Source organism: Streptomyces sp. NPDC015345, assembly GCF_043078805.1.
In the GTDB taxonomy this organism is placed as follows: Bacteria; Actinomycetota; Actinomycetes; order Streptomycetales; family Streptomycetaceae; genus Streptomyces.
This window is the reverse complement of the sequence record NZ_JBIBTX010000001.1, coordinates 1,080,677-1,098,322: the sequence shown is the minus strand read 5'-3', so window position 1 is coordinate 1,098,322 and position 17,646 is coordinate 1,080,677. Positions and strand designations below refer to the sequence as shown.

Below are 17,646 nucleotides of genomic sequence, written 5' to 3'. Positions count from 1 at the left end.
GGCCGACGGACGCGGCAGACCTGCCGGGGAGCCGGCCGGCAGGGCGGTCAGGGGGACCAGGACGACAGAAGGACGTCGTCGCGGTGGGCGCCGACGCGCAGTGTCATGGAGCCGGCGGCCGGCGGATGCCCGGCCCGGAGACAGGTGTAGACGGCTGCCGACACCAGCCCGGGGTCGAGGTTCCCGGCGTCGGCCGACGCCAGCACGGTCCGGCCGTCACGGAGGACCACCAGGCAGTCCCCGGAGGTGAGCACGGTCGCGGCCAGCAGGCTCCCGGGCCACGTGGCGAGCGCGTCGCGCCCCCAACTCCGGGCCGCGGCCGCCGTCGGCGCCGGATCCGAGGCCACCAGGACCGAGGCGCTCTCGGTCAGGCGCTGGTCACGTTCGTCACCGGGGCGGACGGAAAGATGCGAGAAGCACCCGTCCCCCGCGTCTCCCTCGCCCTCCTCGCTCCACGCTTCGCCGACGGCGGCGGGGACACGGCGGACGGTCACGGCGGTCCGCCCCGCTTCCTCCGTCTCGATGCGGGTGCCGACCACCCAGGAAGTGACGTTCGTCGCGAGCGGGCCCGGCGGTACGAGGACCAGCGGAGCCGGCGGCGGAGTCGGCGGCGGCTCCAGACGGAGCAGGCCGTACAGCGCCGTGCGCAGCCGGGTGAGTGCGGTGCCGGGTTCGTCGAAGGCCCGGGAGACCGCCGGCGCGTACCGCTCGGGCTGGTCCGCGTGGGCCCGCAGCACGGCCTCGATCTGGCGCAGTGGGCCGCCCTGGGGTTCGAACCGAGGCGCGAGTTCCGCCAGGTCGGCGGCAGCGGTGCCGGGCACGGCTTCTTCTTCTCCGTACGCGGCCAGGGCCAGGGGCTTGGCCAGGGCGGCGCCGTACAGCGTCACCGAGCCGTGGTCGCCGATGACCGCGTCGGCGGCCACGAGCGCGGGACGCCAGTCGTGCACCGGCGGGATCAGCAGCAGCCCGGCGTCGAGGGCCTCGGCCAGCAGGGCCCGGAGGTGCCAGGCGCCGTGGGCCGACCACACGTTGGGGTGGAGGACCAGCGCGACGCGGTACTCGTCCCAGGGCAGATCGGCGAGGAGCCGCGCGGGCAGGCCGGGGTCACGGCCGATGAGCGACGTCGGCCCCCACGTCGAGGTCACGAGCACCAGCCGCTGACCGTCCGCGACGCCCAGCGCCCGCCGGTATTCACCGCGCCGGTCCCCGCTGACGAGCAGTTCGTCGAGGCAGGGATCACCGATGAGCAGAGTCCGTCCGGCGCTCTTCGGATGCGCGGCGAGCAGTTGCCGCTCCTGTTCCGGATGCGACACGGCGGTCCAGGCCCGGCCCGCCTCGAAGAGCGCGTCGGGCGCGACGCCCGACAGCCGCCTGCGGGGGGAGCGGGAGTCGGGCACGTACTTCTGGAAGCCGATGCCGTGCGGCAGCACGAGCACCGGGCACTCACCCTCGGAGACGTCGATGTTCTCGCTGGTGCTGAGGATCAGATCCGGGGCGGCGTACGGCAGTTGCTCCCACGGCATGACACGGCAGCCCGCATCGTGGAGCAGGTCGAGCGAGCCGTCGCTGAAAGCGGAGGTCGGATCGTGGGCGAAGACCACGGACACGCGGGGATCCGCGCGCAGCACCGGCGGCAGCGTCTCCAGGGCGCGGATCGTCGAGGTGAGCGTACGGGTGGCGACGACGAGCCGCCGCTCGCCCGGAAAGGTGCTCCAGCGGTGGGCATCGTGCCCGACGGGAACGCGCAGGAACGGAATGTCAGCAAAACGCGCGGCCATCCCGAACCTCCTCGCGCTCAGCACGGCTTACGCGGTTCGCGGTTCGCGGTTCGCGGTTCGCGGTTCGCGGTTCGCGGTTCGCGGTTCGCGGTTCGCGGTTCGCGGTTCGCGGTTCGCGGTTCGCGGTCAGTGTCGCTAGCGCACTTCAAGCCGTCCCGCAACCTCTCAGATCCGCGCCGGGCCGGGCCGCGACGGCCTGGCGGGCTTCATTGTAGATCGAGTGGCGAAAACCGGTTCGGCCATGCCGATGGGGGCCCGCGGCCTGCACACCAAGAAGCCTCTCGCCCGCGTTCGCGGGTGAGAGGCCGTGTGTGTGCCCCCGGCAGGACTCGAACCTGCGGCCAAGCGCTTAGAAGGCGCCTGCTCTATCCACTGAGCTACGGGGGCCGGGTGTGGCCGGGTGGCATGGGGTTCGGATGTGGGGGAGATCCGTGACCTTGCCGGGGACAAGGATAGGGCTCCCGGGTCCCTGTCCCTGGTGCTTCGCCTCCGCGCCGCGATGTGGAGGTTCGGTGAAGCGGTCCTGATAATCGCAGGCAGGTGCGAATCTCGCATCGCTTTTGGCGCCTCGCGCCACGGGTGTTGTGCACTCGTTATGCCTGCGCCCCCAGTCGCCCCTTCCCTCCGTGGTGTCCGATCGGCGCGCAGAGGCTCTCATATGCTTCAGAAAACCATCAAAATTGGGCATTCTTCGCATGTGGTGACCTTGGACGTACGGCCTCAATTGCTTGACGCACTCTCCGCCCTGCGCGAGCGTGTCGCCGCCGCACGCTTTCCGCTCCCCCTGCCGGGGGCGCCACGCGCGCGTGCCAATCGGGACGAGTTGCTCGCACAGCTCGACGACTACCTGGTGCCCCGGCTCAAGGCGCCCGAAGCGCCGCTGCTCGCCGTCATCGGCGGATCCACCGGGGCGGGCAAGTCCACCCTGGTGAACTCCCTCGTGGGCCGGCAGGTCAGCGAGGCGGGCGTGCTGCGGCCCACGACGCGGACGCCGGTGCTCGTCTGCCATCCGGATGATCATCACTGGTTCGCCGGGATGCGCGTCCTGCCCGACCTCACCCGCGTGTGGATGCCCCCGAAGAAGTCCGTGCAGGGCAGCGAAGGGGAGGACGAGGAGGACAACGACGACGACATGCCGACGTACGGCGACGGCGGCGGGGGCGGGGAGGAGCAGGAACGCGCCCTGCGGATCGAGACCGCCCACACCCTGCCCCGCGGGCTCGCCCTCCTGGACGCGCCCGACGTCGACTCGCTCGTCCCCGACAGCCGCTGTCTCGCCGCCGAGCTGATCTCCGCGGCCGACGTATGGGTGATGGTGACCACCGCTTCCCGGTACGCCGACGCGGTGCCCTGGCATCTGCTGCGTACCGCCAAGGAGCACGACGCCACCCTCGTCACCGTCCTCGACCGCGTGCCCCACCAGGTGGTGACGGAGGTGTCACGGCAGTACGGCGCCCTCCTCACGAAGGCGGGGCTCGGCGACGTACCGCGGTTCACCGTGCCGGAACTGCCCGAGTCCGCGGGCGGTGGCGGGCTGCTCCCCGCCACCGCCGTCGCACCGCTGCGGGCCTGGCTCACGCACCGGGTCCAGGAACCCGCCGCCCGCGCCGCCGCCATCGCCCGTACGGCACACGGCGTCCTGCACTCGCTCGACTCCCGGCTCCCCGAACTCGCGGGTGCCGTCGCCGCCCAGTACGCCGCCGCTCTGCGGCTCACCTCCGCCGTCGACGAGGCGTACGACAACGAGTACGCGCGCGTGAAGGGGCGATTGCAGGCCGGTGGCGTACTGGCGGGCGACGCCCTGAAGCGGTGGCGCAGCTATCCGCTCGACTGCGGGCCCGGCGAACTGCTCGACGCGATCGCCGAGAGCCTGGAGGCGCTGCTGCTGTGCGCCGTCACGGCCGCCGACGAGCGCATCGACGAGGCCTGGCGGCGCGAACCCGCCGCGGGCGCCCCGGGGCTCGCCGACCGCGATCCGGAGGTGGAGAGCGCCGAGCACCGCATCGGGATGGCGGTCCGCAGATGGCGGCGCGTCCTGGAGGAGTACGCCGATGACGAGGTGCGCGGCCTGGAGCGCATCGACAGGAACGGCCTGCCCGACCCCGAGGTCGTCGCCGCGCTGCTCGCCACGGCCCTCCTCGGCGGGCACCGGGCCCGCGCGGCCGGGGAGATCCTCGCCGAGCGGATCGGCGCCCAGGGCGCGGTCCGGCTGCGTGACCGGGGCGGGCGCCTGCTGACCGAGTATCTGGAGAAGGTCCTCGCCACCGAGCGCGAACGGCGGCTCGCACCCCTGTACGCCCTCGACGTGCATCCCGAACCCCAGGCCGAGCTGATCGCCGCCCTGTCCGTACTTCAGAAGGAGAGGTGACCGCGGTGACTGCCGTCACTGATCACACCGAACGCGACGAGCGGGAGGAGCGGGAGGAGCGAAAGGAGACAGAGGCGCGGGCCGAGCGGGAGGGGGCGGCTGCCGGGCGCGCGGGGCTTGCGGGGCGCGCGGCGGGCCCGGCGAACGAGCCGGGCATGACGGGCACGACAGCCGCGGAAGGCCCGGCAGGCGCGGCAGGCACGGGGCATCCCGGAGAGGCCGGCCGGTCAGGTCAGGCCTCCACCCGCACCGAGCAGAAGCCCGCCCGCACCGAGCAGAAGCCCATCCGGTCCCCCGAGGGTCCCGGCCAGTCCGCCGACGACCCCGAGGACGCCTGGGGCGACGGCCTCATCGCACGTCGCGTCGCGGACGCCTCGAAACCCGCCACCACCCCCCGCGCCTACGCCCCCACCGCGCCCCCCACGCCGTACGACGGGCCCCTGCGCGCGCGGCTCGACGCGCTGCGCGAACTCGTCGGGCTCTCCCGCACCCGGCTCGACACCGGCACCCTCGCCGAGGCCGGCCGGGTCCTCGACGAGGCCGACGCCCGGCGGCGGCTCTCCGAACGGCACACCGTCGTCGCCATCGCGGGCGCCACCGGCAGCGGCAAGTCGACGCTCTTCAACGCCCTCGCCGGCGTGATGATCTCGGACACCGGCGTACGCAGGCCGACCACCGCCGCGCCCATCGGGTGCAGCTGGACGGACGGCGCCGCCGGGCTGCTCGACCGGCTCGGCATCCCGGGGCGGCTGCGTCGTCGCCCCCTCCAGGGGCCCGGTGCCGACGAGCTCCAGGGGCTCGTACTGATCGACCTGCCCGACCACGACTCGGCGGTCGGCGAGCACCGCGAGCACGTCGACCGGATCCTGGCACTCGTCGACGCCGTCATCTGGGTCGTCGACCCGGAGAAGTACGCGGACGCGATGCTCCACGAGCGGTATCTGCGGCCCATGGCGGGGCACGCCGAGGTCACCTTCGTGGTGCTCAACCAGATCGACCGGCTCCCCGGCGACGCCGCCGACCAGGTCCTCGACGATCTGCGCCGGCTCCTCGACGAGGACGGCATCGCACTCGGCGAACACGGAGAACCCGGCGCCACCGTGCTCGCCATCTCCGCGCTGACCGGTGACGGGATCGGCGAACTGAGGGAGGCACTCGGCCAGTTCACCCAGGAACGGGGCGCCGCCGTCCGCCGGATCTCCGCCGACCTGGACGCCGCCGCGGAACGCCTGCGTCCGGTCTACGTCGCCGGGGCGCCCCGCGGTCGCCGCCCCGGGCGCGTCGGACTCAGCGAGGAGGCCCGCGAGGAGTTCGCGGACCGTCTCGCGGACGCGGTGGGCGCCGCGGCGGCCGGGGACGCGGCGGAACGGGCCTGGCGCAGACACGCGGGCAAGGCGTGCGGTGACCCCTGGCTCAGACTCTGGCGGTGGTACGAGTCGCAGCGCTCGCCGCACGGCGCCGCCGCGACGCCCGTGGCCCTGCCCGTGGTGGACGAGGAGGTGACGGCGCGCCAGCGGGTGGAGCACGCCGTGCGCACGGTGGCCGACGAGGCGGCCGCGGGGCTGCCCGTGCCCTGGGGCCAGGCCGTGCGGGAGGCCGCCGCGCGCGGCGCCGAAGGGCTGCCCGAGGCGCTCGACAAGCTGGCGGTGACGGCGGGTGTGCCGGTCGGACGTCCGCCGCGGCCCAACTGGTGGCCCGCGGCGGTCCTCGCGCAGGCCGCGATGTCGATGCTCCAGGTCGTGGGCGGGCTCTGGCTGCTGGGGCAGATCATCGGCATCGCCGACCCGAACCTCGGCGTGCCGGTGCTGCTGATGCTTGCGGGCATCGTGGGCGGCCCGTGCGTGGAGTGGGCGAGCCGGCTGGCCGCGCGAGGGCCCGCGCGACGGTACGGGCACGAAGCGGAGCGGCGGCTGCGGGAGGCGGCCGCCGGGTGCGGGCGGGCCCGGGTCCTCGATCCGGTGGCCGCCGAGCTGCTGCGGTATCTGGAGGTCAGGGAGCAGTACGTGCGCGTGACGGGGACGCGCGGGGCTCTTGGGTGAGGTCGCCTCAGGGTCGGCCGTCGGGGGTGAAGGGCGCCTTCGGGTGACCGAGTTATCCACAACCAGTGGGTAGCGCACAGGGCTCAGCGGGCTCGGCCGGACGGGTGCAGTCTGAGAGCGCGGCCGCGGAAGGCACGGCGGCACGGACGGACGCACGGGAGGGGCAGGACATGAACGAGACGATGGTGACCGTGGTGGGGAACGTCGCGACGACGCCGGTGTACCGGGAGTTGCCGTCGGGACCGGTGGCGCGGTTCCGGCTCGCGGTGACGGCGCGGTACTTCGACGCGGTGAAGAACACCTGGAACGACGGACACACCAACTTCTTCACCGTCTGGGCCAGGCGCGCGCTCGGCAGCAATGTGCAGGCATCGCTCGCGGTGGGCGAACCAGTCATCGTGCAGGGGCGGTTGAAGGTGCGCGACGAGGAGCGCGGCGGTCAGCACTGGACCTCGGCGGACATCGACGCGCAGGCCATCGGTCACGATCTGTCACGCGGGACCGCGGCGTTCCGGCGCGTGGGCAGGCCGGATGCGTCGCTGACGGATTCTCCGCCCGTGCGAGAGCCCGAACCGGAGCCGGTGGGCTGATGGTGATGGCCCGTCAACCAGCGTGCCACCGCTCGGAATGCCCGTTGATTTGTCGATAAGCCCAGCTCGCGCGGGTGGTTGGCGATAACGATTACGAGTCGGAACGGTTATCCGACGGTATGACTGAGGGTCATGGTGCGCCGCTTCCCTAGGATGCCGGACGTAGCTCACGGGGCAGTTGGCAGGAGATGCCATGCAGGTGGCAGGTGTTCCTGCCCCTTTCAATCTGCTGGCGGGACCACCCCCCTCGTTGTGAACGGGTCCCGCCCGGAGGGGAATTCAGTGTTTTCTGCGTTTACCGCGCTTTCCGCGTCCGCCGCTTCGTCTGCGGTGCCGCCACGCGGCCGAGGCGTCGCCCGCCTCGCCGCCGTGACCGCGGCGTCGGGGCTCCTCGCCGCGGGGGCACTGGTCGGCGCGGGCCCGGCGACGGCCGAGGAGGCGCCGCAGCACCGGGGCGGCGCGACCGCGACGCTGGGCGGGTTGCAGACGTACGACCAGGCGGTCGTCCACGAGAACGGCAGCTCCCAGCAGGTGCCCGCCGGGCTCTTCGAGATGGCCGTGGAGGATGGCGGCACCCTCCAGACGTACTGCGTCGACATCCACAACCCCACGCAGAAGGACGCCAGATACCAGGAGACCCCCTGGAGCGGCACGTCGCTGAACGGCAACCGTGACGCCGGGAGGATCCGCTGGATCCTCCAGCACTCCTACCCGCAGGTGAACGACCTCGCGGCGCTCGCCAAGAAGGCGGGCGCGACGTCCCTCACCGAGCAGACCGCCGCGGCCGGCACCCAGGTGGCGATCTGGCGGTACTCGGACGGCGCGCACGTCGACGCCGTCGACCCGCAGGCCGAGAAGCTCGCCGACTATCTGCACAAGAGCGCACGCGCCGGCGTGGAGCCCAAGGCGTCGCTGACACTGGAGCCGCCCGCGGTCTCCGGGCGCGCGGGGGAGCGGCTCGGCCCGGTCACCGTGCGGACCGACGCGGAGGCGGTGACCGTGACGCCGCCCGCCGACTCCGTGGCCAGCGGAGTGAAGGTGGTCGGCAAGGACGGCAAGCCCGTGAAGTCCGCGGGTGACGGCAGCCGGCTCTACTTCGACGTGCCGAAGGACGCGCCGGACGGCTCGGCCGCGCTCTCCGTACAGGCGTCGACCACCGTGCCGGTCGGCAGGGCCTTCACCTCCGAGACCAGGAGCCAGACGCAGATCCTCGCGGGTTCCAGCGAGTCGACGGTGTCGGCGACGGCGACGGCCGACTGGGCGGACAAGGGTGCGATACCGGCACTGTCGGCGGAGAAGAACTGCGCCAAGGGCAGCGTGGACATCACGGCGAGCAACAACGGCGACGCCCCCTTCACCTTCCGGCTGATGGGCTTCAAGCACACGATCAAGGCGGGCACGTCGCAGACGGTGACGATCCCGTTGCAGGAGGACCAGCCCTACGACTTCACGATCGCCGGGCCCAACGGCGTACAGAAGCGCTTCAAGGGCGTACTCGACTGCCGAACCGAAGGCGGCGCTCTCGACAACAAGGCGCAGCCCGCCTCAGAGCCCAGCCCCGCGTCGGCGGGCGGCATCACGGGCGGCGGCGACCTCGCCGAGACCGGCAGCTCAGGCAATACGCCGCTGATGGCGGGCATCGCGGTGGGGTTCATCCTGCTCGGCGGCGCGGCGGTCTTCTTCCTCCGCTCCAAGAAGGAACCGGCGGCCCAGACGCCCGAGACGCCCGAAGAGACGGCGGTCACCGGCAAGTGAACCAGTGAACCGGTGAGTGCCATGGGTAAGTGAACACGCGGCCGACCAACACTTGAACCTGGGGAGGGGGCTCAGTCCTCTCGCAGTGCGGCAAGCCCCTTCTGCAGGTCTTCGGTGTTCATGACCGGCTGGATCTCTATCTCCGCGCCCAGATCCCGGAGGAGGGGCTCCGTGAGGGAGGGCAACCGTGAACTGTCCTGCATGTCGAAGACGAAGGTGCAGGAGCGACCGCCGTCACAGGGCCCGAAATATGCGGCCTCGGGCTGGAGTCGTTCCGTCAGCGTCTGCATGATCTTCGGCAGTGCGCCGTTCTTGAGTGCTTCATTCGACGCCTGAGTGTCCAGACGTGCCCGCAGCATGACCCTCATCGCGCGCGCTCCTAGCGGTCACCACGACCGGCACGGTCTCATCCGTGCTCACTGAGACCTGGCGACGTCCCTTTCAGCGTCTCTCCGGGCGGTCGGGGCGGCAACATCTCGCCCTCCGGCAGGGCCCCGGCCATACGGGTTTCCTCCGGAGGGTGGCCGTCAGGCAAGATGGGGTGTATCTGCCCACTCACTGATTGCCGGACGGTTTCTCTTGGCTGAGTACATCTACACCATGCGCAAGACGCGCAAGGCGCACGGCGACAAGGTGATCCTCGACGACGTCACCTTGAGCTTCCTTCCTGGCGCGAAGATCGGTGTCGTGGGCCCCAACGGCGCCGGTAAGTCCACGGTGCTCAAGATCATGGCGGGCATCGAGCAGCCCTCCAACGGCGACGCCTTCCTCTCGCCCGGTTACACCGTCGGCATGCTCCTCCAGGAGCCGCCCCTCGACGAGTCCAAGACCGTCCTGGAGAACGTGCAGGACGGGGCGAAGGAGGTCATGGGCAAGCTCAAGCGCTTCAACGAGGTCGCCGAGCTCATGGCGACCGACTACTCCGACGCGCTGATGGAGGAGATGGGCAAGCTCCAGGAGGACCTGGACCACGCCAACGCCTGGGACCTCGACGCCCAGCTGGAGCAGGCCATGGACGCGCTGGGCTGCCCGCCCGGCGACTGGCCCGTCACCAACCTCTCCGGTGGTGAGAAGCGCCGCGTCGCGCTCTGCAAGCTGCTCCTCGAAGCCCCCGACCTGCTGCTCCTCGACGAGCCCACCAACCACCTGGACGCCGAGTCCGTGCAGTGGCTGGAGCAGCACCTCGCGAAGTACCCCGGCACCGTCGTCGCCGTCACCCACGACCGGTACTTCCTCGACAACGTCGCGGGCTGGATCCTGGAGCTCGACCGAGGCCGCGCCATCGGCTACGAGGGCAACTACTCCACGTACCTGGAGACCAAGCAGACCCGTCTCAAGGTCGAGGGCCAGAAGGACGCCAAGCGCGCCAAGCGCCTGAAGGAAGAGCTCGACTGGGTGCGGTCGAACGCCAAGGGGCGGCAGGCCAAGTCCAAGGCGCGTCTGGCGCGCTACGAGGAGATGGCCGCCGAGGCGGACAAGATGCGGAAGCTGGACTTCGAGGAGATCCAGATTCCGCCGGGCCCGCGCCTCGGCAACATCGTCGTCGAGGTCAACAACCTCTCGAAGGCCTTCGGCGAGAAGGTCCTCATCGACGACCTGAGCTTCACCCTGCCGCGCAACGGCATCGTCGGCGTCATCGGTCCGAACGGCGCGGGCAAGACCACGCTGTTCAAGATGATCCAGGGCTTCGAGGAGCCGGACTCCGGCTCCATCAAGGTCGGCGACACGGTCAAGATCTCCTACGTCGACCAGAGCCGCGCCAACATCGACCCGAAGAAGACCCTCTGGGCGGTCGTCTCGGACGAGCTGGACTACATCAACGTCGGCCAGGTCGAGATGCCGAGCCGCGCGTACGTGTCCGCCTTCGGCTTCAAGGGACCGGACCAGCAGAAGCCCGCGGGCGTGCTCTCCGGCGGTGAGCGCAACCGCCTGAACCTCGCGCTCACCCTCAAGCAGGGCGGCAACCTCCTGCTCCTCGACGAGCCGACGAACGACCTGGACGTCGAGACCCTGTCCTCCCTGGAGAACGCCCTCCTGGAGTTCCCGGGCGCGGCCGTGGTCGTCTCCCACGACCGCTGGTTCCTGGACCGCGTCGCCACGCACATCCTGGCGTACGAGGGCGACTCCAAGTGGTTCTGGTTCGAGGGCAACTTCGAGGCGTACGAGAAGAACAAGATCGAGCGCCTCGGCCCGGACGCGGCCCGTCCGCACCGTGCCACCTACAAGAAGCTGACGCGAGGCTGAGGCGGCGGTGGCTCGACACATTTACCAGTGCCCGCTGCGCTGGTCGGACATGGATGCCTTCGGGCACGTCAACAACGCGGTCTTCGTCCGGTACCTGGAGGAGGCGCGCATCGACTTCATGTTCCGGCTGGCGCCCGGTGACGGGTCCCCGTCGTTCTCCGGCGGTTCGGTCGTGGCCCGCCACGAGATCGACTACGTACGGCCGTTGGTGCACCGGCACGAGCCGGTCACCATCGAGTCGTGGGTGACGAAGATCGGTGCGGCGTCGCTGACCATCGCGTACGAGATCAAGGACGCGGACCAGGTGTATGTGCGGGCCTCGACCGTGGTCGTCCCCTTCGACCTGGAGGCGCAGCGGCCCCGGCGGATCTCCGCCGAGGAGCGGCAGTTCCTCCAGGAGTACGTCGACGATTCCGCCGACGGCGGTTCGGGGGCGCTCGCCGCATGACCGCGCGGCTGCACTTCGCCGATGCCGGGGAGGCGGCGGACCTCGCCGCCTTCCTGGCCCGGCTGATCCACTACGACAAGGCCGCCGCGGTGCGGTTGCAGGCCGCCGGGGACACGCTCGCCGTGTTCGGGCGGCCGCCGTCGTTCGAGGTGCTCGCCATCCGCACGGCGCGGCTCGCCAAGCCGTACGAACACGCGCTCGACACCACGCTCGACGTCACCGTCTCCGCGGGTGAGTTCCTGGAGTCCGTGGGGGAGGCGGCGCAGTCCGTGACGTCGGCGGGTGTCGCCGCGGTGCCGCAAGCCGTCACCGGACCGCCGTGGGCGGGCGTGCTGCCGCCGCGGGGCGGATGGCGGCAGGAGCCGGGGCTGCCGGCCCCGGACGCGGTGCGGGATCTCGTCCGGATCGCCGTGGCCGAGTTCCGGGCCCGCGTCGAGGAGTTGCCCGCCGAGCGGCGGGTGCGGGCCGAGCTCGACCGGGTGGGGCGGGAGATCTGGTCCCGGCCGGTCGGGGACACGGGGCTGCCGATGCGCGCCGCGCATGCCGCGCAGTCCCTCCGGTTCCTGCGGGGGGACACGCTGACCCTGCTGTCCTCGGGGGCGTGGCTCCGGCTGCGTACCGCCTATGGCTCCGTCGCCGTGCGGCGATCCGGCGTCGGCGGCCTCACGGTCACGCCCGCTTAGGCGGACCGCGGGGCGCCCCGGTCCGGAGCCGCCTCAGGCCGTCAGCCCTCGGAGTTCACCATCGACGCCGCCGCGTACGTCAGGTAGTTCCACAGCGTCCGCTCGTGCTCCTCGGAGAGGCCGAGCTCGTCGACCGCCGCGCGCATGTGCTTCAGCCAGGCGTCGTGCGCCGCCCTGTCCACGGTGAACGGCGCGTGCCGCATGCGCAGCCGCGGGTGGCCGCGGTTGTCGCTGTAGGTGCGCGGGCCGCCCCAGTACTGCATCAGGAAGAGCGCGAGGCGCTCCTCGGCGGGTCCAAGGTCCTCCTCCGGGTACATCGGCCGCAGCAGCGGGTCCTCCGCGACTCCCCGGTAGAAGAGGTGCACCAGGCGCCGGAAGGTTTCCTCGCCGCCGACCTGTTCGTAGTAGGTCTGCTCCTGAAGCGTGCCGCGCGGGATCTCATTCACACCGTCCATGGTCTCAGACGGGACGACCGACGACCGAAGGCTTAGGACCACCGGCCCCGGGCACCGGCTCCGCACCTTCCCGCCACTCGCATCGACGGCGTCCGCGCAGCACAGTGGAGCCATGGAACCCGATCCTGCACTCGTGACCGAGGTCCGGTCCGCCCTCGTGCGCGAGATCGAGGCGAGCGGGGCCTGGCGGGACGACCCCGCCTGGCGGGCGGCCTTCGAGGCCGTGCCGCGGCACCTGTTCGTGCCCTACTACTACGCCACCAGTTCGGGCGGGGCCCACGAACGGCTGTGGGGCGAGGACCCCGACCCGGAGCGCCGCGCCCGCTGGCTGCGCGGGGCCTACGCCGACGCGCCCCTCGCCACCCGGGTGCGCGACGGCGAGCTGGTCTCCTCCAGCAGTCAGCCGTCCCTGATGGCGAAGATGCTCGTCGAGCTGGACATACGAGAAGGAGAGAGCTGCAACGTACTGGAGATCGGCGCCGGCACCGGCTACAACGCGGCGCTGCTCGCCCACCGGCTCGGCGACGACCACGTCACCACCGTCGACCTGGACCCGGAGATCACGGAGTCCGCGCGGCGGCATCTGGCGGCCGCCGGATACCGCCCGGCCGTGGTCACCGGGGACGGGGCGGCCGGGTGCCCCGAGCGCGCGCCGTACGACCGGATCATCGTCACCTGCACCCTCACCTCGGTGCCCCGGCGGTGGCTCGCCCAGTGCACCCCGGGCGCCCGGATCCTCGCGCCGCTGGCCACCGGCCTGATCGCGCTGACCGTACGGGACGCCGAGCACGCCGAGGGGCGCTTCCTGCACACGCCCGCCTACTTCGTGCCGCTGCGCGGCGGCGGCACGGGCGCCCCGCACGAGCAGTACATCGGGGGGCTGCCGCGCAGGGCTCTTCAGAACGAGCTCTTCCGGTTCCTGCTGGAGCTGACCGCGGGCAGCCTCGACCCGCACGAGGCGCTCGCGCTGTGGGAGCGCGAGGGCCGTCCGGTACGCGAACGCTTCGGGGTCTGCGTGCGCGGGCGGTACGAGTGGGCCTGGCTGGACGACCCCGAAGGGCCGTACGCCTGGCCACTGTGAGGTGACCGCCCGCGCCGCCCGCGGCAAGGGGTGCTAGTCGCGGCGGACCGTGATCGTCGTCCAGGCGCCCACGTGCACCTGGTCGCCGTCCTGGAGCGGTACCGGGACGAACGGCTGGATGGGGTCCTCGCCGCCGTTGACCGTGGTGCCGTTCGTCGAGTTCTGGTCGACGACCGCCCAGCTGCCGTCCTGCTGCTGGACCAGGACCGCGTGCTGGTGGGAGACGCCCGGGTCCTCCGGGGGCACCGACAGGTCGATGTCCGGGGTGTCGCCCGTGGAGTGGCGGCGGCGGCCGATGGTGATCTGGCTGCCGGCCAGCGGGCGCTGCTGCTCGGGCGAGTACGCGGGCAGGTTCAGGCCCGACGCCTCGGGGCCGCTGCGCTGCATCATCGCCCTGAAGTACTCGCGGTCGGGACCGATCGTCGCCGTCCACGTGCCCGGGGACTGCGGCTGCGGGGGTGCCTGCTGCTGCGGGGGCCCCTGCTGGAAGGGGTCCTGCGACTGCGGCGGCGGGCCCTGCTGGGTCTGCGGCTGCGGCGGCGGGCCCTGCTGGGTCTGCGGCTGCGGCGGGCCCTGCGGGGCCTGCGACTGCGGTGGGACCTGCTGGAAGACGTCCTGCCGCTGGAACGGCTCGTGCGGCTGGGCCGGGGGCGCCGGCGGTGAGATCACCCAGTCGTCGTCACCGCCGCCGCCACCGCCGAAGGACGGGCCCGCGGAGCCGGGCGGCGGGGGCGGGGGACCCTGCGGGGCCCCGGTCTCCTGCGGGAAGGCGGGCGGCGCGGGCGGACCCGGCTGCTGGAAGGCCTGCGGAGCGCCGGGCGGTGCCTGACCGGGACCGGGCTGACCAGGGCCAGGGCCGTGCTGACCGGGACCGTGCTGACCCGGCCTGCCGCCGTTGCCGTTGCCGTTGCCGAACGGCGGGATCGGCTCGGCCGGCCGGTTCATCTGCGAGGGGCGCGAGCCCTGGTACTCGTACGGGTCCTGCCCGGGGTGGCCCGGCTGCCCGGGGCGCGGCGCGGGCGCGCCGGGTCCGCCCTGGGTGTTCGGCAGCGGCCGGATGGGCGCGGCCGGGGTGTAGGACGTCGCGGTGTTCGTCAGGAAGTTCCAGCGGCACTCCTCGCAGAACGGCGCGTTCGCCTCGCGGGGCGTGCGGCACTGCGGGCAGAGCTCCGCCTCGGGCGCCGGGTCCGGCACGGCGGCCAGGTGCGGGCGCCCGGGAGCGGGCTGCGAGAAGTTCGGGTCCTGGCCGGGAGGCGGCGGCGGGTAGCCGTAGCCGGCCGCGGGCGGCGGCGGGGGCGGCGGCGGTACGGCACCGGCCATGCGGTGACCGCAGACCTCGCACCAGTCGTCGGAACCCGACTGGTGTCCGTTCGGGCAGGTCGGCATGTCGGCGCTTCCCCCTCTCCTCATCCGGCCCGAGGGCCGTACGCATCGCTTTCAGGACTGCTTGTGTTCAGTACTACTCGGGCAGCACTGCTCAGTACTACTGCTTCTTCACGCGAACGGTCTTCGTCGACCGGGTCTCGAGGGTCATCTCGTCAGCCTCGGCGACCTTCGCCTTCAATCGAACAGTACCTTCCGCGGCATCCACCACGTCCACCACCTTCGAAAGCAGTTTCGCGGTATCGGCGTTGCCCGAGGCGGCGGCCAGCTGGACGGCGCGGCCGAGTTTCGCCGTCGCCCCGTCGAGATCTCCCGATTTGCGGGCGTCGAGTCCCTGCTGGATGACGTGCGCCAGTTCCGCCTGGCCCGTGTAGTGCGCGACCTGCGGATTGATGGAGGTGGAGGCCGCCATGTCGTCCGTCCACACCGCCCGCACCAGCCCCTGCGACAGCGTCTGTGTGGTGCCGTCGGCCTGCGGCACGACCAGGGAGACCCGGGCCGCGAGCATCTCCTGGCCGAGGTCGGCGGTCGGCACCCGCACGCAGATGTGATAGTCGCGGGACTCGTCGCCCCAGGACCCCGTCGGGTAGTCCCCGGCGCGCGGTCCGGCCTCCGTGCGACGGCCGGTCAACTCCTCGACCGTCGGCGCCACCTGCTTCACGAACTGGATCTCCACGCCCACCGGCGTCCACAGCCGCAGGCTGACATCGGCGACCTCCTTGCCCATCGCCGCCTCCATCATCCGCGTGAAGTCGGCGGCGAGCCCGGCCGGGTCGGCGACGATGTCGGCGGTGCCGAGCAGCGCGGAGGCGATCCCCGTGACCTCCTTCACCTCCCAGTCCGTGCCGACGCCCCGGGCGTCGCAGGTGAAGCGGCCCGCACAGGAGTCCAGCGCGGCCTTGAGGTCCTCGGGCGACTCGTGTTCGTTGCGGCCGTCGGTGAGCAGGATGCCGTGGCGCACCGCGGACGCGGCGACGTCGGCGGAGGCGAGCAGCCGGTCGGCGAGCCGCAGCCAGGTGCCGATCGCCGTGCCGCCGCCCGCGCTGAGCCTGCGCAGGGCCTGCTTGGCCTGCTCGCGGGTGGCGGGGTCGGCCACCGCGAGGCGGCCGTTGCCCGGATAGACCTCCTTGGCGACATGGGTGCCGCCGATCACCGCGAACCGCACGCCGTCGCGCAGGGCGTCGATCGCGGCGGCCGTGGCGTCCCGCGCGCCCCGCATCTTCGTCGGCGGGTAGTCCATGGAGCCTGAGCAGTCGACCATGATCGCCACGGCGGCGTCCGGACCCTGCCCCGCGGAGTACAGATGCGGCGCGCTCACCGCGGAGCCGACGGTCCCGCCTCCGGTGGAGGTCACCGTCGCGATGGCGTTGACCTCGCGGCCGCCCTCCGGCAGGAACTCGTTCTGGTAGACGTCGACCGAGAACTGCGGCACGTTCGACTTCGAGAAATTGGCCATGGATGCTGCTCCCCCTCAGATCCTCGGATCCTCAAAACCTCGGCAGCCCCGGTACGGCCCCCGTACGGCGCTAGGCCGATCCTGCCCCTTGGGGCGCGTACGGGAACGGGACGACCGCCACTGTTACGTTGTCGTGGCCCCCGCCGTCCAGCGCGTGGCCGACCAGGACCTGGGCGCTGTGCAGCGGCCGGACCGCGGCGTCGGCGGGCACGGCCCGCGCCATCTCGTCGACGGCTTCCGCGTAGTTCCACAGTCCGTCCGTGCACACCACCACTACACCCGCACGGTCCGGCTTGAAGGAAGCGGTGTGCGGCTCCAGTTCGTACGCGTCCGCGCCGAGCCAGCCCGTGATGGCGTGCGCGCGCTCGTCGGCGTACGCCTCGGCCTCGTTCATCAGGCCCGCGGCGACCATCTGCGCGGCCCACGAGTCGTCCTCGGTGAGGCGGACGGTGGGCCCGCTGCGGTCGTCGGGGACCCAGTAGGCGCGGCTGTCGCCGACCCAGCCGATCACGAGCAGGCCCCCGGCGACGACCGCGCCGACCAGGGTGCAGGCGGGCGCGTTCTGGTGCGGGCCGTGCTCGCGCGCGGAAGTGGGCTCGTCCGCCAGGGCGTTGACGGCGTCGGCCGCCGACAGGATGGCGTCGTGCATCGCCTGCTGCGGGTGCGTGCCGCGCGGCAGCGCGCCCTGGAGGGATTCGTTGGCGGCGCGGGAGGCGGCGAGCGAGGCCTCGTCGGGGCGGGTCGCGGAGGAGACGCCGTCGCAGACGATCGCGACGACGGCGGGGGAGCCGTCGGGCAGCGCGGCCGCGGAGATCGCGAACGCGTCCTCGTTGCGGTGGTGGCGCAGGCCACGGTCGCTGACGGCCGCGACCGTGTCGAGCTCCTGTTCCATGTGGTCGCGCTCGCGCGGCTGGGCGTGTCCGCAGTTCTCGCAGTACCCGTCCGGGTCGACACGGCCCGAACGGCACGCCACGCAGAGCTTGGTGCCCCCGGGCGGCGTGGGGTCGGGCGCGGCGGTGCGGGGGTCGGCGGCGGCTTCCGGGGCGGGCACGGCTTTTGGAACGGCGGTGGCTTCCGGCGCGGGCAGCGGGTACTCGTCCGGCTCCGCCAGCTCCGTCCCCGCCGAGTCGGTGCCCGGCAGGTCGGTGGGCAGATGGGTGGGCGCCGGGGTGTCGGAGCTGTCCGCCTCGGGGGCGAGGGGCCACTCGGAGGGCTGACCGGTGGCGGCCGCCGACCCGCCCGGCGAGGTGGCGGGACGGGCCGGCACCGCCGACAGGTCGTACCCGCACGCACCACAGAACAGGTCACCCGACTCCAGCGGCTCCTCGCAGCTGGGGCAGGCAGACAGTTGGGGCATCTGCGACAT

Annotated in this window: 14 protein-coding genes and 1 tRNA gene; 8 read left to right on the top strand and 7 right to left on the bottom strand. The window is 72.4% G+C overall.

Going from position 1 to position 17,646, the window contains the following annotated elements:
- Window positions 1–47 precede the first annotated feature (47 nt).
- Together ACF062_RS04945 and ACF062_RS04940 are read right to left on the bottom strand one after the other, a co-directional pair.
- Window positions 48–1,778, bottom strand: coding sequence for a hypothetical protein (locus ACF062_RS04945; protein WP_392135737.1), 1,731 nt, complete (start codon window positions 1,776–1,778; stop codon window positions 48–50).
- A 314-nt stretch (window positions 1,779–2,092) separates the two neighbouring features.
- Window positions 2,093–2,165: transfer RNA gene (locus ACF062_RS04940), tRNA-Arg, on the bottom strand.
- Between the two features lie 310 nt (window positions 2,166–2,475).
- Between ACF062_RS04940 and ACF062_RS04935 the strand changes: the two genes are divergently transcribed.
- The 4 genes from ACF062_RS04935 (at window position 2,476) to ACF062_RS04920 (ending at window position 8,530) form a co-directional block, all read left to right on the top strand.
- Window positions 2,476–4,146, top strand: a complete 1,671-nt coding sequence (locus ACF062_RS04935) for a dynamin family protein (RefSeq protein ID WP_392135734.1) — start codon at window positions 2,476–2,478, stop codon at window positions 4,144–4,146.
- Window positions 4,147–4,151: 5 nt separating this feature from the next.
- Complete coding sequence (locus ACF062_RS04930) at window positions 4,152–6,185, top strand: GTPase (protein WP_392135731.1); 2,034 nt, start codon at window positions 4,152–4,154, stop codon at window positions 6,183–6,185.
- Window positions 6,186–6,355: 170 nt separating this feature from the next.
- Window positions 6,356–6,775 (top strand): single-stranded DNA-binding protein, encoded by a 420-nt coding sequence (locus ACF062_RS04925; protein ID WP_392135728.1) that lies wholly within the window; start codon window positions 6,356–6,358, stop codon window positions 6,773–6,775.
- A 282-nt stretch (window positions 6,776–7,057) separates the two neighbouring features.
- Window positions 7,058–8,530: a Cys-Gln thioester bond-forming surface protein gene (locus ACF062_RS04920; protein ID WP_392135725.1), complete on the top strand. Its 1,473-nt coding sequence runs from the start codon at window positions 7,058–7,060 to the stop codon at window positions 8,528–8,530.
- 71 nt (window positions 8,531–8,601) lie between these two features.
- Here ACF062_RS04920 and ACF062_RS04915 read toward each other — a convergent pair whose 3' ends face one another.
- A complete protein-coding gene (locus tag ACF062_RS04915; protein ID WP_392135722.1) occupies window positions 8,602–8,898 on the bottom strand; it encodes a DUF3303 family protein in 297 nt (98 codons plus the stop codon).
- A gap of 211 nt (window positions 8,899–9,109) precedes the next feature.
- Here ACF062_RS04915 and ettA point away from each other — a divergent pair, with 211 nt between their 5' ends.
- The 3 genes from ettA to ACF062_RS04900 are packed head-to-tail and all read left to right on the top strand — an operon-like array spanning window position 9,110 to window position 11,905.
- A complete protein-coding gene (gene ettA / locus ACF062_RS04910; RefSeq protein ID WP_392135719.1) occupies window positions 9,110–10,774 on the top strand; it encodes an energy-dependent translational throttle protein EttA in 1,665 nt (554 codons plus the stop codon).
- Window positions 10,775–10,781: 7 nt separating this feature from the next.
- On the top strand, window positions 10,782–11,222 hold the full coding sequence (locus ACF062_RS04905; protein WP_392135716.1) for an acyl-CoA thioesterase: 441 nt from the start codon (window positions 10,782–10,784) through the stop codon (window positions 11,220–11,222).
- Window positions 11,219–11,905 (top strand): hypothetical protein, encoded by a 687-nt coding sequence (locus ACF062_RS04900; RefSeq protein ID WP_392135714.1) that lies wholly within the window; start codon window positions 11,219–11,221, stop codon window positions 11,903–11,905. The genes ACF062_RS04905 and ACF062_RS04900 overlap by 4 nt, the downstream gene beginning before the upstream one ends.
- Before the next feature lie 41 nt (window positions 11,906–11,946).
- On the opposite strand, the gene ACF062_RS04895 is transcribed toward ACF062_RS04900, so the two are convergent.
- Entirely contained in the window at window positions 11,947–12,360 is a 414-nt protein-coding gene (locus ACF062_RS04895) for a globin (RefSeq protein WP_223774701.1), read from the bottom strand.
- Between the two features lie 112 nt (window positions 12,361–12,472).
- Here ACF062_RS04895 and ACF062_RS04890 point away from each other — a divergent pair, with 112 nt between their 5' ends.
- Window positions 12,473–13,441: a methyltransferase domain-containing protein gene (locus ACF062_RS04890; protein ID WP_392135711.1), complete on the top strand. Its 969-nt coding sequence runs from the start codon at window positions 12,473–12,475 to the stop codon at window positions 13,439–13,441.
- Window positions 13,442–13,474: 33 nt separating this feature from the next.
- Here ACF062_RS04890 and ACF062_RS04885 read toward each other — a convergent pair whose 3' ends face one another.
- The 3 genes from ACF062_RS04885 to ACF062_RS04875 form a co-directional block, all read right to left on the bottom strand.
- Window positions 13,475–14,827, bottom strand: coding sequence for an FHA domain-containing protein (locus ACF062_RS04885; protein WP_392135710.1), 1,353 nt, complete (start codon window positions 14,825–14,827; stop codon window positions 13,475–13,477).
- 97 nt (window positions 14,828–14,924) lie between these two features.
- Window positions 14,925–16,280, bottom strand: a complete 1,356-nt coding sequence (locus ACF062_RS04880) for a VWA domain-containing protein (RefSeq protein WP_392135708.1) — start codon at window positions 16,278–16,280, stop codon at window positions 14,925–14,927.
- A gap of 70 nt (window positions 16,281–16,350) precedes the next feature.
- The gene (locus ACF062_RS04875) at window positions 16,351–17,646 is read right to left on the bottom strand and encodes a protein phosphatase 2C domain-containing protein (protein ID WP_392135706.1); all 1,296 of its coding nucleotides are present in this window, start codon (window positions 17,644–17,646) and stop codon (window positions 16,351–16,353) included.

Bases quoted from the DNA above. Each gene is read 5' to 3' on its own strand.
- ACF062_RS04915 (WP_392135722.1), bottom strand. From the start codon at position 8,898: ATGAGGGTCATGCTGCGGGCACGTCTGGACACTCAGGCGTCGAATGAA.
- ACF062_RS04890 (WP_392135711.1), top strand. From the start codon at position 12,473: ATGGAACCCGATCCTGCACTCGTGACCGAGGTCCGGTCCGCCCTCGTG.
- ACF062_RS04925 (WP_392135728.1), top strand. From the start codon at position 6,356: ATGAACGAGACGATGGTGACCGTGGTGGGGAACGTCGCGACGACGCCG.
- ACF062_RS04945 (WP_392135737.1), bottom strand. From the start codon at position 1,778: ATGGCCGCGCGTTTTGCTGACATTCCGTTCCTGCGCGTTCCCGTCGGG.
- ACF062_RS04885 (WP_392135710.1), bottom strand. From the start codon at position 14,827: ATGCCGACCTGCCCGAACGGACACCAGTCGGGTTCCGACGACTGGTGC.
- ACF062_RS04895 (WP_223774701.1), bottom strand. From the start codon at position 12,360: ATGGACGGTGTGAATGAGATCCCGCGCGGCACGCTTCAGGAGCAGACC.
- ACF062_RS04880 (WP_392135708.1), bottom strand. From the start codon at position 16,280: ATGGCCAATTTCTCGAAGTCGAACGTGCCGCAGTTCTCGGTCGACGTC.
- ACF062_RS04900 (WP_392135714.1), top strand. From the start codon at position 11,219: ATGACCGCGCGGCTGCACTTCGCCGATGCCGGGGAGGCGGCGGACCTC.
- ACF062_RS04875 (WP_392135706.1), bottom strand. From the start codon at position 17,646: ATGTCGCAGATGCCCCAACTGTCTGCCTGCCCCAGCTGCGAGGAGCCG.